The 19,381-nt window shown below is 37.1% G+C and carries 13 protein-coding genes and 1 pseudogene; all 14 read left to right on the top strand.

Translation table 11 applies throughout. The features are described 5' to 3' along the window. Positions 1-303: 303 nt before the first annotated feature. Positions 304-1,473 carry a sporulation protein YhbH gene (gene yhbH, locus BS1321_RS07950; protein WP_063235976.1) on the top strand — a complete coding sequence of 390 codons (1,170 nt, stop codon included), beginning with the start codon at positions 304-306 and terminating at the stop codon, positions 1,471-1,473. A gap of 1,555 nt (positions 1,474-3,028) precedes the next feature. Then, the gene (locus BS1321_RS07940; RefSeq protein WP_094246596.1) at positions 3,029-5,182 is read left to right on the top strand and encodes a toxin Cry1Ac domain D-VI-related protein; all 2,154 of its coding nucleotides are present in this window, start codon (positions 3,029-3,031) and stop codon (positions 5,180-5,182) included. Continuing rightward, on the top strand, positions 5,179-6,444 hold the full coding sequence (locus BS1321_RS07935; protein WP_094246595.1) for a toxin Cry1Ac domain D-VI-related protein: 1,266 nt from the start codon (positions 5,179-5,181) through the stop codon (positions 6,442-6,444). Before BS1321_RS07940 ends, BS1321_RS07935 begins: the two co-directional genes overlap by 4 nt. Positions 6,445-6,627: 183 nt before the next feature. Then, complete coding sequence (locus tag BS1321_RS07930) at positions 6,628-7,164, top strand: DUF4352 domain-containing protein (protein WP_063235595.1); 537 nt, start codon at positions 6,628-6,630, stop codon at positions 7,162-7,164. A 634-nt stretch (positions 7,165-7,798) separates the two neighbouring features. Next, positions 7,799-9,136, top strand: coding sequence for a nucleotide sugar dehydrogenase (locus BS1321_RS07925; protein WP_063235596.1), 1,338 nt, complete (start codon positions 7,799-7,801; stop codon positions 9,134-9,136). A 95-nt stretch (positions 9,137-9,231) separates the two neighbouring features. Then, the gene (locus tag BS1321_RS07920) at positions 9,232-9,891 is read left to right on the top strand and encodes a YveK family protein (RefSeq protein ID WP_157732807.1); all 660 of its coding nucleotides are present in this window, start codon (positions 9,232-9,234) and stop codon (positions 9,889-9,891) included. 56 nt (positions 9,892-9,947) lie between these two features. After that, complete coding sequence (locus BS1321_RS07915; protein ID WP_063235652.1) at positions 9,948-10,622, top strand: CpsD/CapB family tyrosine-protein kinase; 675 nt, start codon at positions 9,948-9,950, stop codon at positions 10,620-10,622. Positions 10,623-10,690: 68 nt separating this feature from the next. Continuing rightward, positions 10,691-11,422, top strand: coding sequence for a tyrosine-protein phosphatase (locus BS1321_RS07910; protein WP_063235598.1), 732 nt, complete (start codon positions 10,691-10,693; stop codon positions 11,420-11,422). Positions 11,423-11,448: 26 nt separating this feature from the next. After that, positions 11,449-13,260: pseudogene (locus BS1321_RS07905) on the top strand (polysaccharide biosynthesis protein). A gap of 260 nt (positions 13,261-13,520) precedes the next feature. Further along, complete coding sequence (locus BS1321_RS07900; RefSeq protein ID WP_063235599.1) at positions 13,521-14,105, top strand: sugar transferase; 585 nt, start codon at positions 13,521-13,523, stop codon at positions 14,103-14,105. Positions 14,106-14,245: 140 nt separating this feature from the next. Next, complete coding sequence (locus tag BS1321_RS07895) at positions 14,246-14,869, top strand: acetyltransferase (RefSeq protein WP_063235600.1); 624 nt, start codon at positions 14,246-14,248, stop codon at positions 14,867-14,869. Positions 14,870-14,882: 13 nt separating this feature from the next. Further along, positions 14,883-16,043, top strand: a complete 1,161-nt coding sequence (locus BS1321_RS07890) for a DegT/DnrJ/EryC1/StrS family aminotransferase (protein WP_063235601.1) — start codon at positions 14,883-14,885, stop codon at positions 16,041-16,043. Between the two features lie 130 nt (positions 16,044-16,173). Next, a complete protein-coding gene (locus tag BS1321_RS27420) occupies positions 16,174-16,347 on the top strand; it encodes a hypothetical protein (protein ID WP_155726521.1) in 174 nt (57 codons plus the stop codon). Positions 16,348-17,413: 1,066 nt separating this feature from the next. Beyond that, positions 17,414-18,910: a BglG family transcription antiterminator gene (locus BS1321_RS07880; protein ID WP_063235603.1), complete on the top strand. Its 1,497-nt coding sequence runs from the start codon at positions 17,414-17,416 to the stop codon at positions 18,908-18,910. Positions 18,911-19,381: the final 471 nt, after the last annotated feature.

Genomic DNA, 19,381 nt, shown 5'->3' with positions numbered 1-19,381 from the left:
ATCATCAGGTCTGTTCGTTTTCTTGGAATACTTATTTTGCAGTAACATTTAGAAAAAAAAACTTTAAAGGGCCGCTAATGCCCATGTCAGGACTTGTCTAGTTCGTAGGCAAACATCCATTATTGAATTTTTTTGTAAATTATCCTGCATCGCTGCATAAGATAGAGTAATACTTTTCTTTTAATCCGTTTTTTCGCACTGTATTTTTTATTGGAAAACCGGAATGATGTGGGCATTCCCACACTAATTTATTATATGAAGGAATGATGAAAAGCGTGCAAACATTTTTAAGGGGGGAAGAGAATGTCGGAAGAGAGTAATCAACAGTATGTTATCTCACAGGAAAATTGGTCCCTCCATCGGAAAGGCTATGATGATCAACAACGTCATCAGGAAAAGGTGCAGGAAGCGATCAAGAATAATTTGCCTGATCTAATTTCAGAAGAAAGCATCGTAATGTCCAATGGCCGGGATGTTATCAAGATCCCCATTCGCTCCTTGGATGAATACAAAATTCGTTATAACTATGATAAAAACAAACATGTAGGGCAAGGCGATGGAGACAGTAAAGTGGGGGATGTGGTCGCAAGGGATGGCTCACCATCCGATGCCGGAGCCGGTAAGGGCCAAGGTGCAGGTGACAAGGCCGGCGAGGATTATTATGAAGCCGAAGTGTCGATGATGGAATTGGAGGAAGCCCTGTTCAGCCAATTGGAACTCCCTAATCTTCAGAAGAAAGAACACGCGGAGCACACGCTTGAACACATCGAATTCAACGATATCCGCAAGACAGGCTTAATGGGAAATATCGATAAAAAGAAAACGATGATATCGGCTTTCAAACGGAACGCATTAAGGGGGGACCCAGGTTTTCATCCAATTTATAAGGAAGACTTTAAATTCAAAACCTGGAATGAGATTCAGAAACCTGATTCCAAAGCAGTTGTACTGGCAATGATGGATACTTCCGGAAGTATGGGGTTATGGGAAAAATATATGGCTCGAAGCTTCTTCTTTTGGATGAACCGTTTCTTGCGGACAAAATATGAAACGGTGGAAATCGAGTTCATTGCCCATCATACCGAAGCGAAAGTTGTTCCGGAGGAGGATTTCTTTTCAAAAGGGGAAAGCGGCGGTACGATTTGTTCGTCCGTATACAGAAAAGCATTAGAACTTATTGATCATAAATATGACCCCGTGAAGTTTAATATCTATCCGTTTCACTTTTCCGATGGTGATAACCTTACATCAGATAACGTCCGATGCGTTAAGCTTGTTGAAGAACTCATGAAGGTTTCCAATATGTTCGGATATGGGGAAGTCAATCAATACAATCGTCATTCGACATTGATGACAGCGTATAAGAACATCGATAATGAAAAATTCAGGTACTATATTCTTAAGCAAAAGGCAGACGTTTTCCATGCGATGAAGAGCTTTTTTAAAGACGAAGAAAATAAGAAGTATGCATAAAGAAGCGCGTTAGCTTGTTCTGGATTGTAGGGAAAGCGTCAATCTCTCTACAATCTATTTTTATTTATCGTTTAATCGATTAAAAATATTCAGTTCCACAAATTTTTCCGACTATATTAGTTTGTAAAGCTAATCGTTGAACAAATCTGTCCAATGAGGCAGATGAATAGCATTTACCGATTCAAGATATAAAGTTATTGTTTTTGTTCATGACACTCCGTTTCGAGCCTTTTTTACCGGCTTGATGATTTCTTACGGGAGACACAATAAAAAATAGGTTTATATCATTTCATTTTTGAAACGATATGATTTTGTAAATATTATAAAATAAAGTAGTAGTGAGGAAACTTCCCTAAAACCCCATTGTAAATGAAGACCCATTCTCTGAGCGGTTCCAAAACATTGTGCCTTGGATAAACACTCAGGCTGCCTGTTCCCTAGTTCCTAGGGGGCAGGCTGTTTTTTATGAATGACTTTTTTAACCCTTTAAGAAATAAAAAGTTCATGTGGATTGAATATTAGGAGATCTGTCCACCAGAATCTATTCGATTTTATTTGCGATGCCCCACTCATCCTTTTTATCCCTATACCATTTCATCCAAACTTAGTTTTTCCGAATTAAAATCAGTCGCTCTCTGATCTGTACCAACATTTTCAAAATCCAATGAAAAATCAAACAGTGCAAAGTTCCATTCATGAAAAATGTACTGCATTTCTTTTCTGAACGAATGATTTTACTTTATGAAATACCGACACTTATCTATTTGTATATAATGATGCCAGAATATAAATCTAGATAATATCAACATCATGATAAAGGAGAATTTGATGTCGAAGCATTTTAACTTTTTATTACTATGGGTGTCACAAACTTGGTCCACCCTATTCAAATATAGGATCTATTTTATTCAAGCCTTTTTAGTCTTATTTTTAATGTATCTTTTATTAAATGAACAAGAAATAAATACGCTGAAAATCACCCTCATTTTAATAACTTCACTATCCTTTCTTAAAAGTGCCCATAGAAAAAAAGGGTGAATAAAAGTAAATGTGGTATGTAAGAGGATTACGGGGGGAAGGTCTATGGACGCGTACCGAGTCGCCACTTATGCGCTGGGTGATATATGTTCATGTAATGCCGACGGAACGTTATGAAAATGTGCTACAAGATAAGATAGAAGAAACTCTTCAGGGAATGAAAATAATAACCAAATAGGATAAATCCTTTCAATGGAAAATGTGATAAGAGGGAACCAATGGTTTCTCTTATCACATTTTTAGTTATGTAACCATAAGGATTGTAACCCATAAAAGAAACTTTGGATTTTATGTTATTTAAACGCTGGATTTGATAAGAAGATATGCTTTTATAAACTGCAGGATCGTTTAAACCCATAACCATAAATGAAAATAATCACATTAAAATTGACGTTTAATGCCCTAATGTGGTTCCTAAAATGATTTTTTATGAATCATTATTGGAACGAGGTACTTGTCGAAAAAAAGTATTATTAATCTTGTAAGTAAAATTAATATTTAGGGGAGCGTTTCATTTATGAAGAAAAGTAAAATGTTAAAACCTATTAACGTTATGACAACATCCTTTCTTTTAGCAAGTTCTCTATTAATGCCAAGTGCAGGATTTGCCGAAGAACTATCCACACCAAAGAATAAGGATAGTTCGAATGCACAAACATCCGAGGTAAAAACTCAAGAAGCGCGTACACAAACAACTGAAACACAATCACCAGGGAAAGCAGTTTCAAAAATGATGGCAAACGAAACGGTCGTTAACAATTTTCAGGAGCTAAAGGTTGCTTTAGAGGCAGATAACGGAATAACGACGATTCATCTAGGGAGAGATATAGACATAAGCGGAGCGATTAAAATTCACCCGGCAAAATCAAAAATTGTGATTGATGGAAATTACCATACAGTAACGGAGACAGGAGCGACAGGAGCATCAGGTGGTATCTATGCCAACGGAAATATATTAAGCAGTGTCCATGTAAAGAACCTGTATATTTATGGAAAGAACTATTATGGTTTCATTACAATACATGATGTAACAAAAAATGTAGAGCAAATATACGAAAATGTAAATTACAATGGACCTCAATTTATCTGGAACCGTAACGGGAACGCAATTTTCAAAGGAGTAAACGACATTTATATTCAGGATAATGCAGTACCAGGCTCATCAATAACCCACGAGATGGCAGAAACTGGAAGTTTAGAATTTGATGGTGAAACTCATATTAGCCATAATAGTGGCCATGCTCTTATTTGGTCGATTTCAAAAGAACCTCAATTTAAGATCGCACCAAATGCGAATGTGAAAATTTTTACAAATAAGAGTGGGTATGGAATATTTTATGCAACAGGCGGCGATGGAGATTTTTCCATTGGAGCTAATGCAAAGGTAGAGATCGATGGAAAAAAAGGAGTTACAAGCTCTGGAAAGTTTAAGTCATTTAACGTGGATGCCGGTGCAGATGTACAGATGAATAGATCTGGTACGGATTCATACCCAATGATCTCGCTTTATGGACCAGCACAGATCAATAATCAAGCTAATCTCCATGTCACTACAGAAGACGGTCACGCTTTGGAAGTGGAAAATAAACTATCCACAATTGATTTTAACAACCCAAAGAATGTTGTATTGTCCTCAATTAAGAAACAGGCGATAAATAATTTAAGTACCTCCCTAACGATGAGTATGGATACAAGTATGGCAAAGTTTTGGACAAGTGCGACAGGCGATCCTACAAATAGCTATGTTGGCAAATCCGGTGGCAATCTTACTTGGAAAGCTATGTATCGTTATAACGTAGCTCAATCAATTAGTAGTAGTAATCCAGAGAATTTCATTATTGAATTTACTAAAACAAAAAAGATTGAATTAGGAAAAAATGATGGCGGGCAAGCAGAAAAAGACCTAGCAGATGCGAAGAACAAAGTGGAAGATCTATTCACGGATGACAAGTTCGACACATTGAAGGGAAATACCGATCAAGGAGCGATTGATAAAGCAAAAGATGCGGTCAACAAATTACCAGCCGGCCCTGAAAAAGAGCGTCTGGAAGATTTACTGAACAAAGCCCAAGATCTATTGAACAAGAAAGAACAAGCAGAAAAAGACTTGAACGATGCGAAGAACAAAGTGGAAGATCTGTTCACGGATGACAAGTTCGACACATTGAAAGGAAGTACCGATCAAGGAGCGATTGATAAAGCAAAAGATGCGGTCAACAAATTACCAGCCGGCCCTGAAAAAGAGCGTCTGGAAGATTTACTGAACAAAGCCCAAGATCTATTGAACAAGAAAGAACAAGCAGAAAAAGACTTGAACGATGCGAAGAACAAAGTGGAAGATCTGTTCACGGATGACAAGTTCGACACATTGAAAGGAAGTACCGATCAAGGAGCGATTGATAAAGCAAAAGATGCGGTCAACAAATTACCAGCCGGCCCTGAAAAAGAGCGTCTGGAAGATTTACTGAATAAAGCCCAAGATTTATTGAATAAGAAAGAACAAGCAGAAAAGGACCTGAACGATGCGAAGAACAAAGTGGAAGATCTGTTCACGGACGATAAGTTCGATACATTGGAAGGAACGACGGATCAAGGGGCGATTGACGAAGCCCAAGAAGCGGTCGATAACTTCCTGAGGGTGCAGAAAAAGACCGTCTGCAAGACTTATTGAACAAAGCGAAAGATCTATTGAACAAAAAAGAACAAGCAGAAAAAGACCTAGCCGATGCGAAGAACAAAGTGGAAGATCTGTTCACGGACGATAAGTTCGATACATTGGAAGGAAGTACCGATCAAGGAGCGATTGATAAAGCAAAAGACGCGGTCAGCAAATTACCAGCCGGCCCTGAAAAAGAGCGCCTGGAAGATTTACTGAATAAAGCCCAAGATCTATTGAACAAAAAAGAACAAGCAGAAAAAGACCTAGCCGATGCGAAGAACAAAGTGGAAGATCTGTTCACGGACGATAAGTTCGATACATTGGAAGGAACGACGGATCAAGGGGCGATTGACGAAGCCCAAGAAGCGGTCGATAAGCTTCCTGAGGGTGCAGAAAAAGACCGTCTGCAAGACTTATTGAACAAAGCGCAAGATCTATTGGATAAAGATATAACGGCTCCAAATGCACCGAAACTAAATGAAGTTACAACAAACAGTAAAGAAGTAACAGGAAGCGGTGAACCTGAAGCAAATGTGACTGTCACCATTAATTCCAATAAATATACTGGAGTTGTAGGTCCAGACGGGAAATTCAAGGTTGCGATTCCAAACCAACCTGTCAATACGGTAATAACGGTCACCCTTACAGACACGGCAGGGAATGTCAGCGAAAGTTCATCTGCTAGGGTAATACAGTTTATGCCAAGTGAACCTGTAAAGATTGATACGGTGTACAAAGATGCACAAACTATAACGGGAACTGCACCTGAAGGGGCAACGATCGTACGCTTACTGGTAAATGGTGTAGCACTGCGTACGGCACCTGTAAATGAAGTTGGAACATTCAGTATATACAGCAGGTACGTAGGGGTGGACGAGAATGGAAATAATATAACCTTACAACCGGGCGATATCGTAACGGTTGACTACGGAATGCGGACTCCATCGAACTTACAAGCTCATACTACAGTAATCAAGGAAGCGGAGAAACTGCAGGTGAATCCTGTGGCACCTAATGCAGATTATGTTACGGGCAAAGCACCGGAGGGAACTATGAGTCTCCGTTTGCTAGTGAATGGAATAGCACAGAGAACGGTTTCCCTTACTCAAACGGGATCAGGAGTCATTAATACGGATGGAAGTTACCAAATTTACAGCCGGTTTATTGTGGATGAACATGGGGTTACTCGAAGATTGCAAGCAGGAGATGTCATTGAAGTTGACAATGGAACTCTAGTAGTTGGAGGAGATATAGCAAAAACAATTGTCAAATAATCAATGTAATAATGATGTGAGAAGGCCTCTCCTATAGGAAGTGGCCCCTTCTTACATGTTTGAAAACGCTTCTTAAAGTGGTTGAGTATTTTTTCGTTTCAAGGAAATGAAGATCCATTTTATGAATGAGATACTGAAGAATCTCTCTTTAAGAAGATTTATATTTTTTAAAGGGGTGGAATCATGATATTGAAGAGAAGATTCAGAAGTATTTGGATCTGTTTATTAACTTTAACCATATTTTTGACAGGCTGTATTTCTGGAGAAAAGGAAGACCAGGATAAACAGAAAGAAATGCAAAAGCAAACGAATACTTCCACTAAGGACGAAACGGATAAAAAAGAAACTGGACAAGAGAAAACCGTATCTGGCGTAAGCATTCGGATTGAAAAGGCTTTAAAGCTTGAACATCCAGATCAAAAAGGGAAAAAAGTTTTACAGTTACAACTGAAAGCAACTAATAAAACGGCAGAAGAAAGATTTGTAGACGTTTTTGAAATGTCGGTATGGAATCAAGAAAATAAAAAACTTAGAATCTATCCGGGAGATAATTTGGGGACACAACTGTCACCTGGCAAAAGTGTTAAAGGAAATGGATACTATGTGATAGAAGGTAAGGGACCGTTCAAGGTGCAGTATGAAAATACCGACACAAAAGAAAAGCAGGAATGGATAATTGACAAAGTGACAGACATGACAGCGGAAGCTCCTAAAAAGTAGGATGTGTTCTTGAATACTTGGCTAAATGAATTCCCCCGAGTGACGGCACCATGATAAAGGCCAATTCAATCGGGGGATTTTTGTATTTCTTAAACATAAAAAGAAGAATAGTGTGGAAACTTTTTTTATCGTTTTTTGCTGGCTGCCGTTAATATTTTTTGAACTGGCGAATCCATTTTTAATGTAGAAGTGTACTGTGTAAGTCCTGATCCAAGTTAACTATATAAATGCGGTAAAATGCGCAAAAGACAGGATTACACTTATCCCTAAAGCGTAACCCTGATCTTGATGCAGGTTTTTTTATCATGCGAAAAAACATGAATATTAAGGTTATACAGGGTAGGTGATTCAAAAACAGAACGATTCATTCGAAATCTGGAACTGGCATCAAAAGTAATTATGTTAATTTATTAATGCTAACGAAAAATAATGGAACAAACAAAGCGGATGTTCAAATTCCAGTAAATGAATCGGCCATAAATATAAATTTCTTGGTTTTGCTGACTTAGATCAATAGTATTGGAAGATTGCTAGTTTATTTTGTGTATTGGTATGTTCCGGTGAATTTACAATTGGGCTTGTTAGTTTTAAATACCGTTATGTTTTTTTATAAGTGGAATGGAGGAGTTGAATCATGATAACAGCGATAACTCAAAAAAGAGTTCAATACTCGCTGCAATCTGCTCTGCAAAGAGAATTAAAGAACAAGACGGCTAAAGTCGGAGTGATTGGATTGGGGTATGTTGGACTCCCAACAGCTTGTCATTATGCATCTATAGGTTATAAGGTGACCGGATTCGATGTTTCAGTAACAAAGGTCGAAAGTTTAAAGCGCGGAATCAATTATATCAATGATGTAGATAATGTCGAGCTTACCGAATTGATTAACAAAAAGCGATTTACAGCGACGACGGATATGAAGCAGCTTGGAGAGATGCATGTCCTTTTGATTTGTGTTCCTACCCCAGTTAATAAGTTGAAGGAACCTGATATCTCGTATGTGAGGGATGTAGGAAAGATTGTGGCTGAACATGTGAATGAAGGTACAATGGTTATTTTGGAAAGTACAACATATCCAGGAACGACAGAAGAATATATCTGTACACCATTAACGGAAAGGGGGTATGTGATCGGGGAGAACCTTTTTGTAGCTTATTCCCCGGAAAGAATAGATCCAGGAAATAAAAGGTTTAATTTAAGCAACACGCCAAAGATTGTCGGGGGGATGACGGAAACCTGTACAGATCTAGCGTGCAAGTTTATCGGACCGACAGCCCAACGTGTTAATGGGATCCGTGTTGCAGAATTAAGCAAAATCTTTGAGAACACTTTCCGATGGATTAACATGGCTTTGGTCAATGAAATGACGGTTCTATGCAATGAACTGGAAATTGATATATGGGAAACGATCAATGCGGCTTCCTCAAAACCATACGGGTTCATGAAATTCACCCCAGGCATTGGTGTCGGGGGGCATTGCATACCGGTCGATCCATACTACTTGCTCTATAAAGCAAAAGAACACGGTCATCGGACAAAAATGATTGAATTGGCTGGGGATATTAATGACGGAATGGTTCACTATTCTTATACGCGCATACTTGAACTGCTTGCAGCCAATGACAAGCTCATGAAACACTCACATGTTGTGGTTTTGGGGGCAACTTACAAAAGTGATATTGGCGATTTAAGGGAAAGCCCGGTCGTCCGCTTACTTGAACGATTACAAAACAAGGTCCAGAATCTAACCGTCATCGAACCCTATGCAAAAGAAATAAAAATCAATGAACTGATTCTACCGGTGGAAAAATATGATGCTGATATTCTTCAAAAAGCCGATTTAGTTGTCATTGGGACACCACACAATTGTTTTGACTGGAAAAGTGTCCATGATAATGCTTCATTAATATTCGATTCCAAAAATGTGATGGAGGAAAATGGACTGCTTTCTGTTAAGGTCGCAAAATTATAGGAAACAGAAAAAAGAAAAGGATAAACGGAAAGTATTTTAGATGGATTGGATTTGATTGAATGAGGGAGACACTCAATATAAAAGATCTTTTTCAAATGGTAAAAAAACGCATCGGGCTCATTATTATCATCACAACGCTTATAACGGCAATGACGGGAATCGTTAGCTTTTTTATTCTTTCACCTGTTTATCAAGCTTCTACACAAATCTTAGTCAATCAATCCAAAGAAAAGTCAGAACTTTACAATGTAGGTGAGATTCAAACCAATATTCAATTGATCGAAACGTACAGCGAGATCATCAAAAGTCCAATGATGTTAGAAAAAGTCAAAGAACGACTGAATCTTAAAATTTCAAATTCTGCATTATCGGAACAAATCAAAATCGTCAGTAATGGGAATTCACAAATATTTACCATTAAAGTTGAGGGTGATGACCCAAAATTTGCCGTTAGTGTCGCCAGTGCAATAACAGACATATTCCAAGATGAAATAAAAGCGCTTATGAATGTGGACAATGTCAATGTATTATCCAAAGCAACTATAGGAGATAATTCATCACCTATAAAACCGAATCCGATCTCGAATACGATCATTGCATGTTTTGCAGGGGTGATCATAAGTTTAGTTCTTACATTCATGATCGAATTTTTTGACAAAACAATCAAGGTTGAGTCTGATATTGAAGAGCATTTAAAGATCCCGATGCTAGGCATCGTAAATTTAATGGAAAATAAAAAAAAACGGAAACTATAAATCTGTAATCACAACCTCAAGAGGTGAAAAGCTTGACACGCAATGAACGACATAAAATGACGGAGATAAAAAAAAGAAGCAGTATTTCTATGTGGAAATCGAAGTCACCGGTTGTGGAGCAATATAGGACGATTCGAACGAATCTTCAATTTTCCGCTGTGGAAAAAGACATAAGGTCGATGATTTTCACCTCTGCAAATGCAGGTGAAGGAAAATCAACCACTTCAATCAATGTTGCAGCAGTTTTTGCACAGCAAGGGAAACGCATTCTCATCATAGATGCAGATTTGAGAAAGCCGAGTGTTCATACTAACTTTAATATGGAGAACTACATGGGGTTAACGAATATCATATCAAAGCAAAATCAATTACTTGATGCTGTACAACCTACCATTTATCCCAATTTAGATGTGTTGACTAGTGGACCCATCCCTCCAAATCCATCGGAGTTGCTTGGGTCAAACGGAATGGTGGCAGTATTGGATGAAGCAAAGTTGAATTATGATTTAGTAATTCTGGACACACCGCCTGTTAATGCAGTTACAGATGCTCAAGTACTAGCGAATATGACAGACGGCGTTGTTTTGGTGGTCAGCAGTGGAAGCACTGAAATACAGCAAGCAAAAAGAGCGAAAGAATTACTTGAAAAGGCAAATGCAAAGCTTTTGGGCGCAATCCTAAATAAGAAAAAACAAAAGCATCCTGACGAATATTACTACTACGGTAAATGAAAATAAGTAGTTTGGAAGTTGTATGAATTTTTTTTTGCATTCGTAGTTAGGCTGAAGAGGGGATAACAATGATTGATATTCATAGTCATATTTTACCGAAGATGGATGATGGAGCTGGAGATATCCAGGAAAGTATAGAAATGGCGAGAAAAGCTATAGATCAAGGAATTTCAAACATCATAGCAACCCCTCATTATAATAAGGGGATATATGAAAATGATAAGGAAAAAGTCTTGAATGAAACTGCAAAATTAAACCAAGTGCTAGATGATCTGGATATCCCGCTAAAAGTATGGCCTGGACAGGAAATAAGGATATCCGATGAACTTTCAGATGATTATGATAATAATGAAATCATGGGCTTGAATGGTTCGCAGTACATCCTTCTCGAACTACCTTCAAACCATGTGCCAAGGTATACGGAACGATTAATTTATGATCTGCAAATGAAAAGGATGACACCGATCATTGCTCATCCAGAGCGGAATTTGGAAATAATAAAAAATCCGCAACTTCTAAAAGAACTAATTTGGAAGGGGGCGTATTCACAAATAACAGCAGGAAGCATCACGGGTAAATTCGGATGGAGAACAAAAAGGTTTTCCAAACGTTTAGTTCAATCAGGTCTTACTCATTTTATTGCTTCAGATGCTCATAATGTTGGAAACAGAGGTTTTCAGATAAGGGAAGCACATAAGTTGATTGAAAAGAACTTCGGACAAGAAATAGTCGACGCCTTTAATGAAAATGCCGAGAATGTTTTGTACGGGTTGAAAGTTAAGGAACTCTTGTTTGACTAAAAATATTAATATGGGGAGAAGTAGATTTGACATATTATAACCGGCTTTTCACATTAGTCGTACTGGACGCTATGATTGTTGTGACAGCTGTATTTTTAAGTTACTGGTTATTACATCCATTTGATGGACTTCCGGTATTTACACTGACGATTACGTTTTTTTTGCTTATTTGTCATTATTTCTTTACTGCTTATTTGAAACAGTATAAAAAGGCTTGGGAATACGCCAGTATCAGGGAAATGTTCAATGTATTTAAAGTGACGGCCTTTTCTATTACCATTACTACCGTCTTTCAGCTATACTTTACCCATTTTCTATATATAAGAGAACTATTCATTACATGGATTCTATATATGGCCATGATTGGGGGCTCACGTTTTGCATGGAGGATCTATTTTGAACGATACATTAAGCAATCAACTAATAAAAAAAGAACGTTGATCGTTGGAGCAGGGTCTGCCGGGACGATGATAACGAGTCAGTTGTTAAAATCCAGCAAGATAGAATTAGTCCCAGTTGCATTTGTTGATGATGATAAAACGAAGCTAAGTTTATAAATCTTCAACATACCAGTGGTAGCAGCAACAAAACATATTTCTCAAGTGGTTGAGCAATACAAGATCGAACATATCGTGATTGCGATTCCTTCTTTGAAAAGAGAGGAAATCAATGCTATTTTTTCGGAATGCACCAAAACTTGCAAAAAGACTCAAATTGTCCCTAGCCTAGAAGCGATTGTTCAAGGCAAGGTTCCAATTAATGAATTGCAAGATATCCAGATGGAAGACTTATTGGGGCGATTACCCGTACAACTTGATGATAAAGGGATTTCAGAACAGATTATGGATGGCACTATTTTAGTAACAGGTGCGGGCGGTTCAATTGGATCAGAAATCTGTCGTCAAATCATGAAGTATAATCCAGCTAAAATTGTATTGCTTGGGCATGGTGAAAACAGCATTTATGCGATCGAGTTGGAATTGCGGGAGGCTTATGCAGATACAATTGAGATCGTGACCGAAATTGCAGACATTCAGGACCGCAGGAGGATGTTTCAAGTAATCGACTATCATCGTCCTAATATCGTCTATCATGCAGCCGCTCATAAACATGTACCACTTATGGAGTCAAACCCTAAAGAAGCGGTGAAAAATAACATGATTGGCACGATGAATGTTGCGGAGGCATCGGAGGCTGGCATGGTGAATATTTTTGTCATGGTATCGTCAGATAAAGCCGTAAATCCGACAAGTATAATGGGTGCTTCTAAATGTTTAGCCGAGATGATGATCCAGTATAAGAGTTTGTCGAGTCATACTAAATTTGTAACGGTCAGATTTGGGAATGTCCTTGGCAGTAATGGCAGCGTCATCCCACTTTTTAAAAAACAAATAAAAAAAGGAGGACCTTTGACAGTCACTCATCCGGATATGATTCGCTATTTCATGACGATTACGGAAGCTTCAAGATTAGTCATTCAGGCAGGAGCTCTAGCCAAAGGCGGAGAGGTATTCGTACTTGATATGGGTGAACCTGTCAAAATTGTCGATTTCGCTAAAAAGCTTATCCAACTGTCAGGCTACAACGTTGAAGACATTGGGATAACCTATACTGGAATTCGGCCAGGTGAAAAATTATACGAAGAATTACTTGGGGAAGATGAAGTTTACTTAAATCAGATCTATCCGAAAATCCATATTGGAAAACCAAGAGAAGTAAATTGGAATGCAATAAAAGATATTATCACGACATATGATGTCTTGAGCGAAGAAACGTTAAAAGATAGAATGTTGAATTTGGCGAATTACAGGAAGAATAACAAAATTCCCATAGCGTGACAATGCTTCATATCCGGGTGATGATAGCAATCACCAGAAAAGGTAAAGCAAGTGTTACACATACAAGCAAACTCGATATTTAATGCGTTTTTCAATGAATGAAATTGGGAATGTATTCACTTTCTTGAAAGTGTTAAAGAGAAATAAGAATAATAGATGCGATGAATTTTCCAATTAATTACTAAGAATTCTGTAAAGCTATCTGAAGAATTCCTTCGTTTACTTGATAACGATACACAATGATGATTTGGGAGGAAAAAATGAAACGGGCTTTTGAATTATTGATATCTTGTTTGGCACTCATATCCAGTTCACTTCTTATGCTGCTTATCGTCATCCTCATCCGTTTGAAATTAGGTTCACCTGTCATTTTTAAGCAGGAGCGCCCAGGCCTTGATGGCAAACCATTTTATTTGTATAAGTTCAGAACGATGACAGATGAAAAAGATGAAAAAGGGGATTTGGTTCCTGATGAGAAGAGATTAACCGGTTTTGGGAAATTACTTAGAAAATTAAGTTTAGATGAATTACCTCAATTATTTAATGTCATGAAAGGCGATGTTAGTTTTGTAGGCCCACGGCCATTATTAATGGAATATCTCCCATTATATAATTCCGAACAAGCAAGGAGGCATGATGTCCGTCCAGGAATGACGGGTTGGGCACAAGTTAATGGACGTAATGCAATCTCGTGGGAGAAAAAATTTGAGCTTGATGTCTGGTACGTAGAAAATCAATCCTTTTTATTGGATATGAAGATCGTATACCTTACCTTGATTAAGGTATGTAAACAAGAAGCCATTACCCAAGAAGGACATGTAACAACCCAAAAATTTGTTGGATAATAGGATGAATGATATTGATTGATGATTTACCAAAACACAAGTTAAATTGAACCTGGAGGAAACAGCTAGAAAATCTCCAGGTTCTGTAGATATCTATCTTAAAGAAACTCCAAATTTGATGATGTGAGAAGTGATTTGAATTGAAGAAAATCGTTATTATCGGTGCAGGAGGGCACTCAAAAGTTGTTCAAGATATTGTTGAAGCAATGGGTGAATATCGGCTCATGGCTATTTTAGATGATCAATACGAAGTGCTGAAAAGAAAGGGAAATGTATATTTTGGCCCCATCTTAAGCTATAGAAGCTTGTTTATTCATTTTGAATGTAAGGTAATTATTGCGATAGGCAGGAACGATTTAAGATTAAAAATCGTAAACGAGCTGAATCTAGATGTAATGGATTATGGGACAGTCATTCACCCCACTGCTATAGTGGGTAAAAATGTCTCGATAGGTAAAGGAACGGTCATTATGCCTAATGTCGTCTTGAACGCTGGCGCAAGCGTGGGGAATCACGTAATTGTTAACACGTCGTCAGTCATTGAGCATGATACCCATCTTGATGACTTTATCCATATAGCACCAAGTGCAACCCTGACAGGAGCTGTCAAGGTTGGAACTGGTACCTTGATAGGAGCTGGATCTACGGTCATACCAAGCATAACGATAGGGGAATGGTGTAAGGTTGGGGCCGGGTCAACCGTTATTAAAGACATTCCTAACGCATCTACGGCTGTGGGGTCCCCAGCCAGGATAATAAAATAAGGAGTGTTGTGGGATGGAGAATAAAAGATTGTATCTTTCGCCTCCTCATATGAGTGGGAATGAACAAATGTACATTAGCCAAGCGTTCGAGACAAATTGGATAGCGCCACTAGGACCGAACGTAAAAGCTTTGGAAGAAGAATTTGCCAAATATGCAGGCACTAATGGGGCATTGGCAGTAAGTTCAGGAACTGCGGCCATTCATTTGGCATTGCAAGTATTGGGAGTCACCAATGGTGATACTGTATTTTGTTCTTCATTAACTTTTATAGCCAGTGCAAATCCTATCATCTATCAAGGGGCGAAGCCTGTTTTTATAGATTCCGAACCTGATACATGGAATATGTCACCTAAGGCATTGGAACTGGCTTTGGAATACGCTAGAAAAAAGCGGGAAATTCCAAAAGCTGTCATTTTGGTCCATCTATTTGGACAGAGTGCAAAGGTAGATGAGATCAAGAGCATTTGCGGGAAATATAAGGTTGCTTTAATAGAGGATGCGGCAGAATCCCTTGGTGGTACATACAAGGGGAAGCAAACAGGAGCGTTTGGTGATATAGGGATTTATTCGTTTAATGGAAATAAAATCATAACAACTTCAGGTGGGGGCATGCTGGTTTCAAATAACGAGGAATTTTTACATAAGGCTCTCTTTCTATCTACACAAGCACGTGATCCAGCGCTTCACTATCAGCATAGTTCGATTGGATATAACTATCGTTTAAGCAATATTCTAGCTGGAATCGGTCGTGCCCAATTAGAAGTATTGGATGAGCGTGTAAAAGTTCGGAGAGAAATTTTTGATCGGTATAAAAAATCGTTGGGAAACATACCTGGCATTACCTTTATGCCTGAGTTAAAAGATACGCTGGGGAATCGCTGGCTTACGGCTTTAACAATAGACGACAAAATCACTGGAGTACGAAACAGAGACGTGATTAAAGCGTTAGAAGCAGGAAATATTGAGTCAAGACCAGTATGGAAACCATTACATTTACAGCCTGTCTTTAAGGATGCAGCATTTTTTACAGAAAGCGGCGATAAAGGCATTTCAAGTATGTTATTTGAACAAGGTTTATGTTTGCCGTCCGGTTCCGGCATGACATTTGAAGATCAAGAGCGGGTCGTGGAAATTGTAAAGGAAGTACTTGAACCGTCCAAAATAGCCCGATGATTCTTCGTCGTATGATACGGGTTAAATCATTAAAGGAACAGTTTCATGCAGTTACATTGAGCAGAAAAAATAATGCCCGCTTTAAAAGTAATTAACCTTCCTTACAATGAAAAGGAGGACAAACCCAAATATGAGAATTACATTTAAACAGATTTATCAGGATATCGATAATCTAGTATGTTTATCCAATAAAAGAAATGGTTTGAATTTCAGAGAGATGGAGCTTACAAGAAAAAGACTGGTTGAAAATATAAAAGCGATAGAGCTGCATACCATCATTTGCAATAAGGAAGATTCTGAATAAATATCGCCTGATCATCTTTTCCTTCTGAAAAATGATTTCATTTTTGGAAGCCTTTTTAAATATACATTAGAAATGAGTGTGCTTATGAAGATTGGTGATAAAGTGATTTATAAATCAAGAGAATATAAAATTATTTACATCTATAGAAATGATTTAAAAGTCGAGCTTCTTTCCTTTGATGGTAAGCATGAGAAATTCGAATTAGCACATATATCTCATTTGATAAAGACTAACATTGCCTATGTAGAGAATCCACAGAAGTGGTCCCATTATGAAAATTGATGAGTGAGGGTTGTGTTTTTTCCTTGTTATTGAATAAAATGGCATATTAATCACCACCCTGGAGGTAGGTCTGGCTGTCGAGAAATTCACCCCAGTCTTTTTCTTTCCTTTGTTTAATATCTATTCACCGTGTTAATTAGACATATTCCTATGCTCGGTCTTATCACATCAACTATAGGGTCATAAAAAGACAATTAATCTTTCGATATTCTATTGAATCTTGTTGGGGATCGTATTAAACCTATGAATAATTTGTTCTTCCTCCTCAATAGATGACTTCTGTAAATTTTCAACTAAATCATTTTACCGATTTTAGTAGGCACTGCATTCTTTTAAGGTGTATTCTCTTCAAATCCTTTATAAAAGAATGAGGTGTTTTTTTTTGTCAAAAACAAATGAATGCTGTAAAGAAATCCATTATTGCTTAACGATTGATAATGCAAAAGTAATTATTTCTAAAATGAAATGCTTCATTGCTAATTTAGGATTTATTGCTAACTAAATTTATCTTTTTAATTCCTACAACTATACATAGCATGTTGAGAGTATTCGATGGTCATGCTTTTACATCAAAAATAAGTTTCAAAAATTGATTTCCCCGTACCGCATTTGAAACGACTCTGAAATAAAATTATGGTAAATTTGGGTAGTAAGTATTATGTATTTTCTGTTACCTTTAAAAAAAGTGTGTGAAGGTTATGAGTGTTAGGTATTAATACTCAATCATGGGTATTAATAGTTTCAATAAGAAGATATGAAAATCAATAAAGTTAAAGGTGATTGTATGAATCGATTTAATGATCGTTATTCAAAACTGCTGTATCATTTATTTTATGAAGATAATTGGTGCAGTTTAACAGAACTATCAAAAAAAACAGGTTATTCGAAAAGCACATTATGGCGTGATATATTACATATGAGTTCAAATCTTCCACCTGAATGGAATATTGAAAAGAATGAAGTTCAGGGCGTAAGATTATTGAAACCTAAAAACGGCACCTTGGAAGAACTTTGGTTTCATCTTAAAAGTGAAAATACCTATTTTCAAACCTTGGAATTAATTCTTTTTAACGATGGAGTAACGATAAAATATATTACTCAAAAAGTACATATTAGTCGCTCCACAGTATATCGACAGTTAGAGAAAATAGAAGAAGTATTAAAAAATGCCGAAGTTCAATTATCGAATAGTCCGTTTAAAATTGTTGGGGATGAAAAAAAGGTAAGGCGATTCATCATGCAGTATGTAGAGTATATGTCTGGCAATTTAAATGATTTCATTACATCATTTAATCTAAAAGATTTTCAAGACACTCTACTGGAGCTATTGAAGGAACATACAACTTCTTTACATATGGGTGCCATACAAAGACTAGCGATAATCCTTCATATCTCTAACATTCGAATAACTCATAATTGTTTTGTGACATTCCCAAAAGTGGTTATAGATGAAAATGAAACTTCCAAAGCATTTGAAATATCTAAGAAACTATTCAAATTCATGGTGAAATGTCCAAATAGGGAGAAACAGATTCGGGAAATTTTATTTTTTTCCTTATATCTAATGAGCGAAGAAATGTCTTTAAATCGTACCCAAGAGCTTCGTTACATTCGTTCCAAACTTATTTCGGATAGCGGTAAGCCTTTAAGTCAATTTTTAAGTAATTTATCAAAGAAAATTGGGTTGGATGTTTCTCAGGATGATATTTTCATGTACGAATTTGCGCAAACTCTTCGTGGGATATCGTTTGACTTTCAGTTAATAACGGATACGAGAATAAATAATATTTTACAATTCGTTCCTTATTTTGAAAATAATCTGTTATTCGGGATTATTGAAGAAATAGCACAATATATATCAGATGAATTTACTATTTCTTTTGAAAATATAGAAATATTAGAAATATTCATGTTGGTCCAAGCTTCAATTTTAAGAAAACAAAACCAAATGGTTATAGAGACTGCATTAATTTGTCGTTCATATGTAGAGAAAGATTATATTCGTGAGGTATTAAAATATCATTTCGGAAACAAGCTAAATATTTATGTAATGGATTTTTCCGATATAGATTCACTTTTCAGAAAAAATGGGTTTGATATCTTAATAACCACAGATTTAGGGCAGTTAATTAATATTGAACACATTCCTGTATATAAAGTTTCTTCATTTCCAACTCCTTCAGAATTAAAAGAAATTAAGATGTTCACTCGAAAGAATTTCATTGATAGGTATGGTTTAAACCCTAATATTTTATATCCATTTGAAGAAGACATCGATTGAGATCAGTCTTAAGGCATTTTTTCACTTTGTACTTTAACCACCTGATATGAGCAGTAATATGCAGCTAATAAACTACCTCGTCATTAAGCCTAGGTCATTTCTTTTTTCGCCAAAGGGAGAAGGTGAAACGCAATACTTATCTGACAGAGTTTAAGGTTGATAATTTACAATAGATAAGGGAGCCCCCCAAAAGACCAAGGCGAGAACGCCATACATTCACTTCTCAACTTAAACCACAGATCATTCTCTTAAATTTAAAAACACGAAATGATGCCTTTTAAAAGCGATATCTAAAATCGGTTAGACTTTAGTTAGCGAAGTAAAAACATTTACCTACTTACGATCTCGAATTTTTGAAACGATGTTAAATGGATTTATTAGCTCCATATGAATGGGTAACTATGTGCTGCAATAGTCGGACCGAAACGGGATCTAAGTTCATCCACCATAGTAATTTAGAATAAGTACAGG

The sequence above is a fragment of the Peribacillus simplex NBRC 15720 = DSM 1321 genome (genome assembly GCF_002243645.1).
Taxonomy (GTDB): Bacteria; Bacillota; Bacilli; order Bacillales; family DSM-1321; genus Peribacillus; species Peribacillus simplex.
Note: the sequence above shows the minus strand (reverse complement) of the source record. Positions and strands in the feature narration are given on the sequence as shown.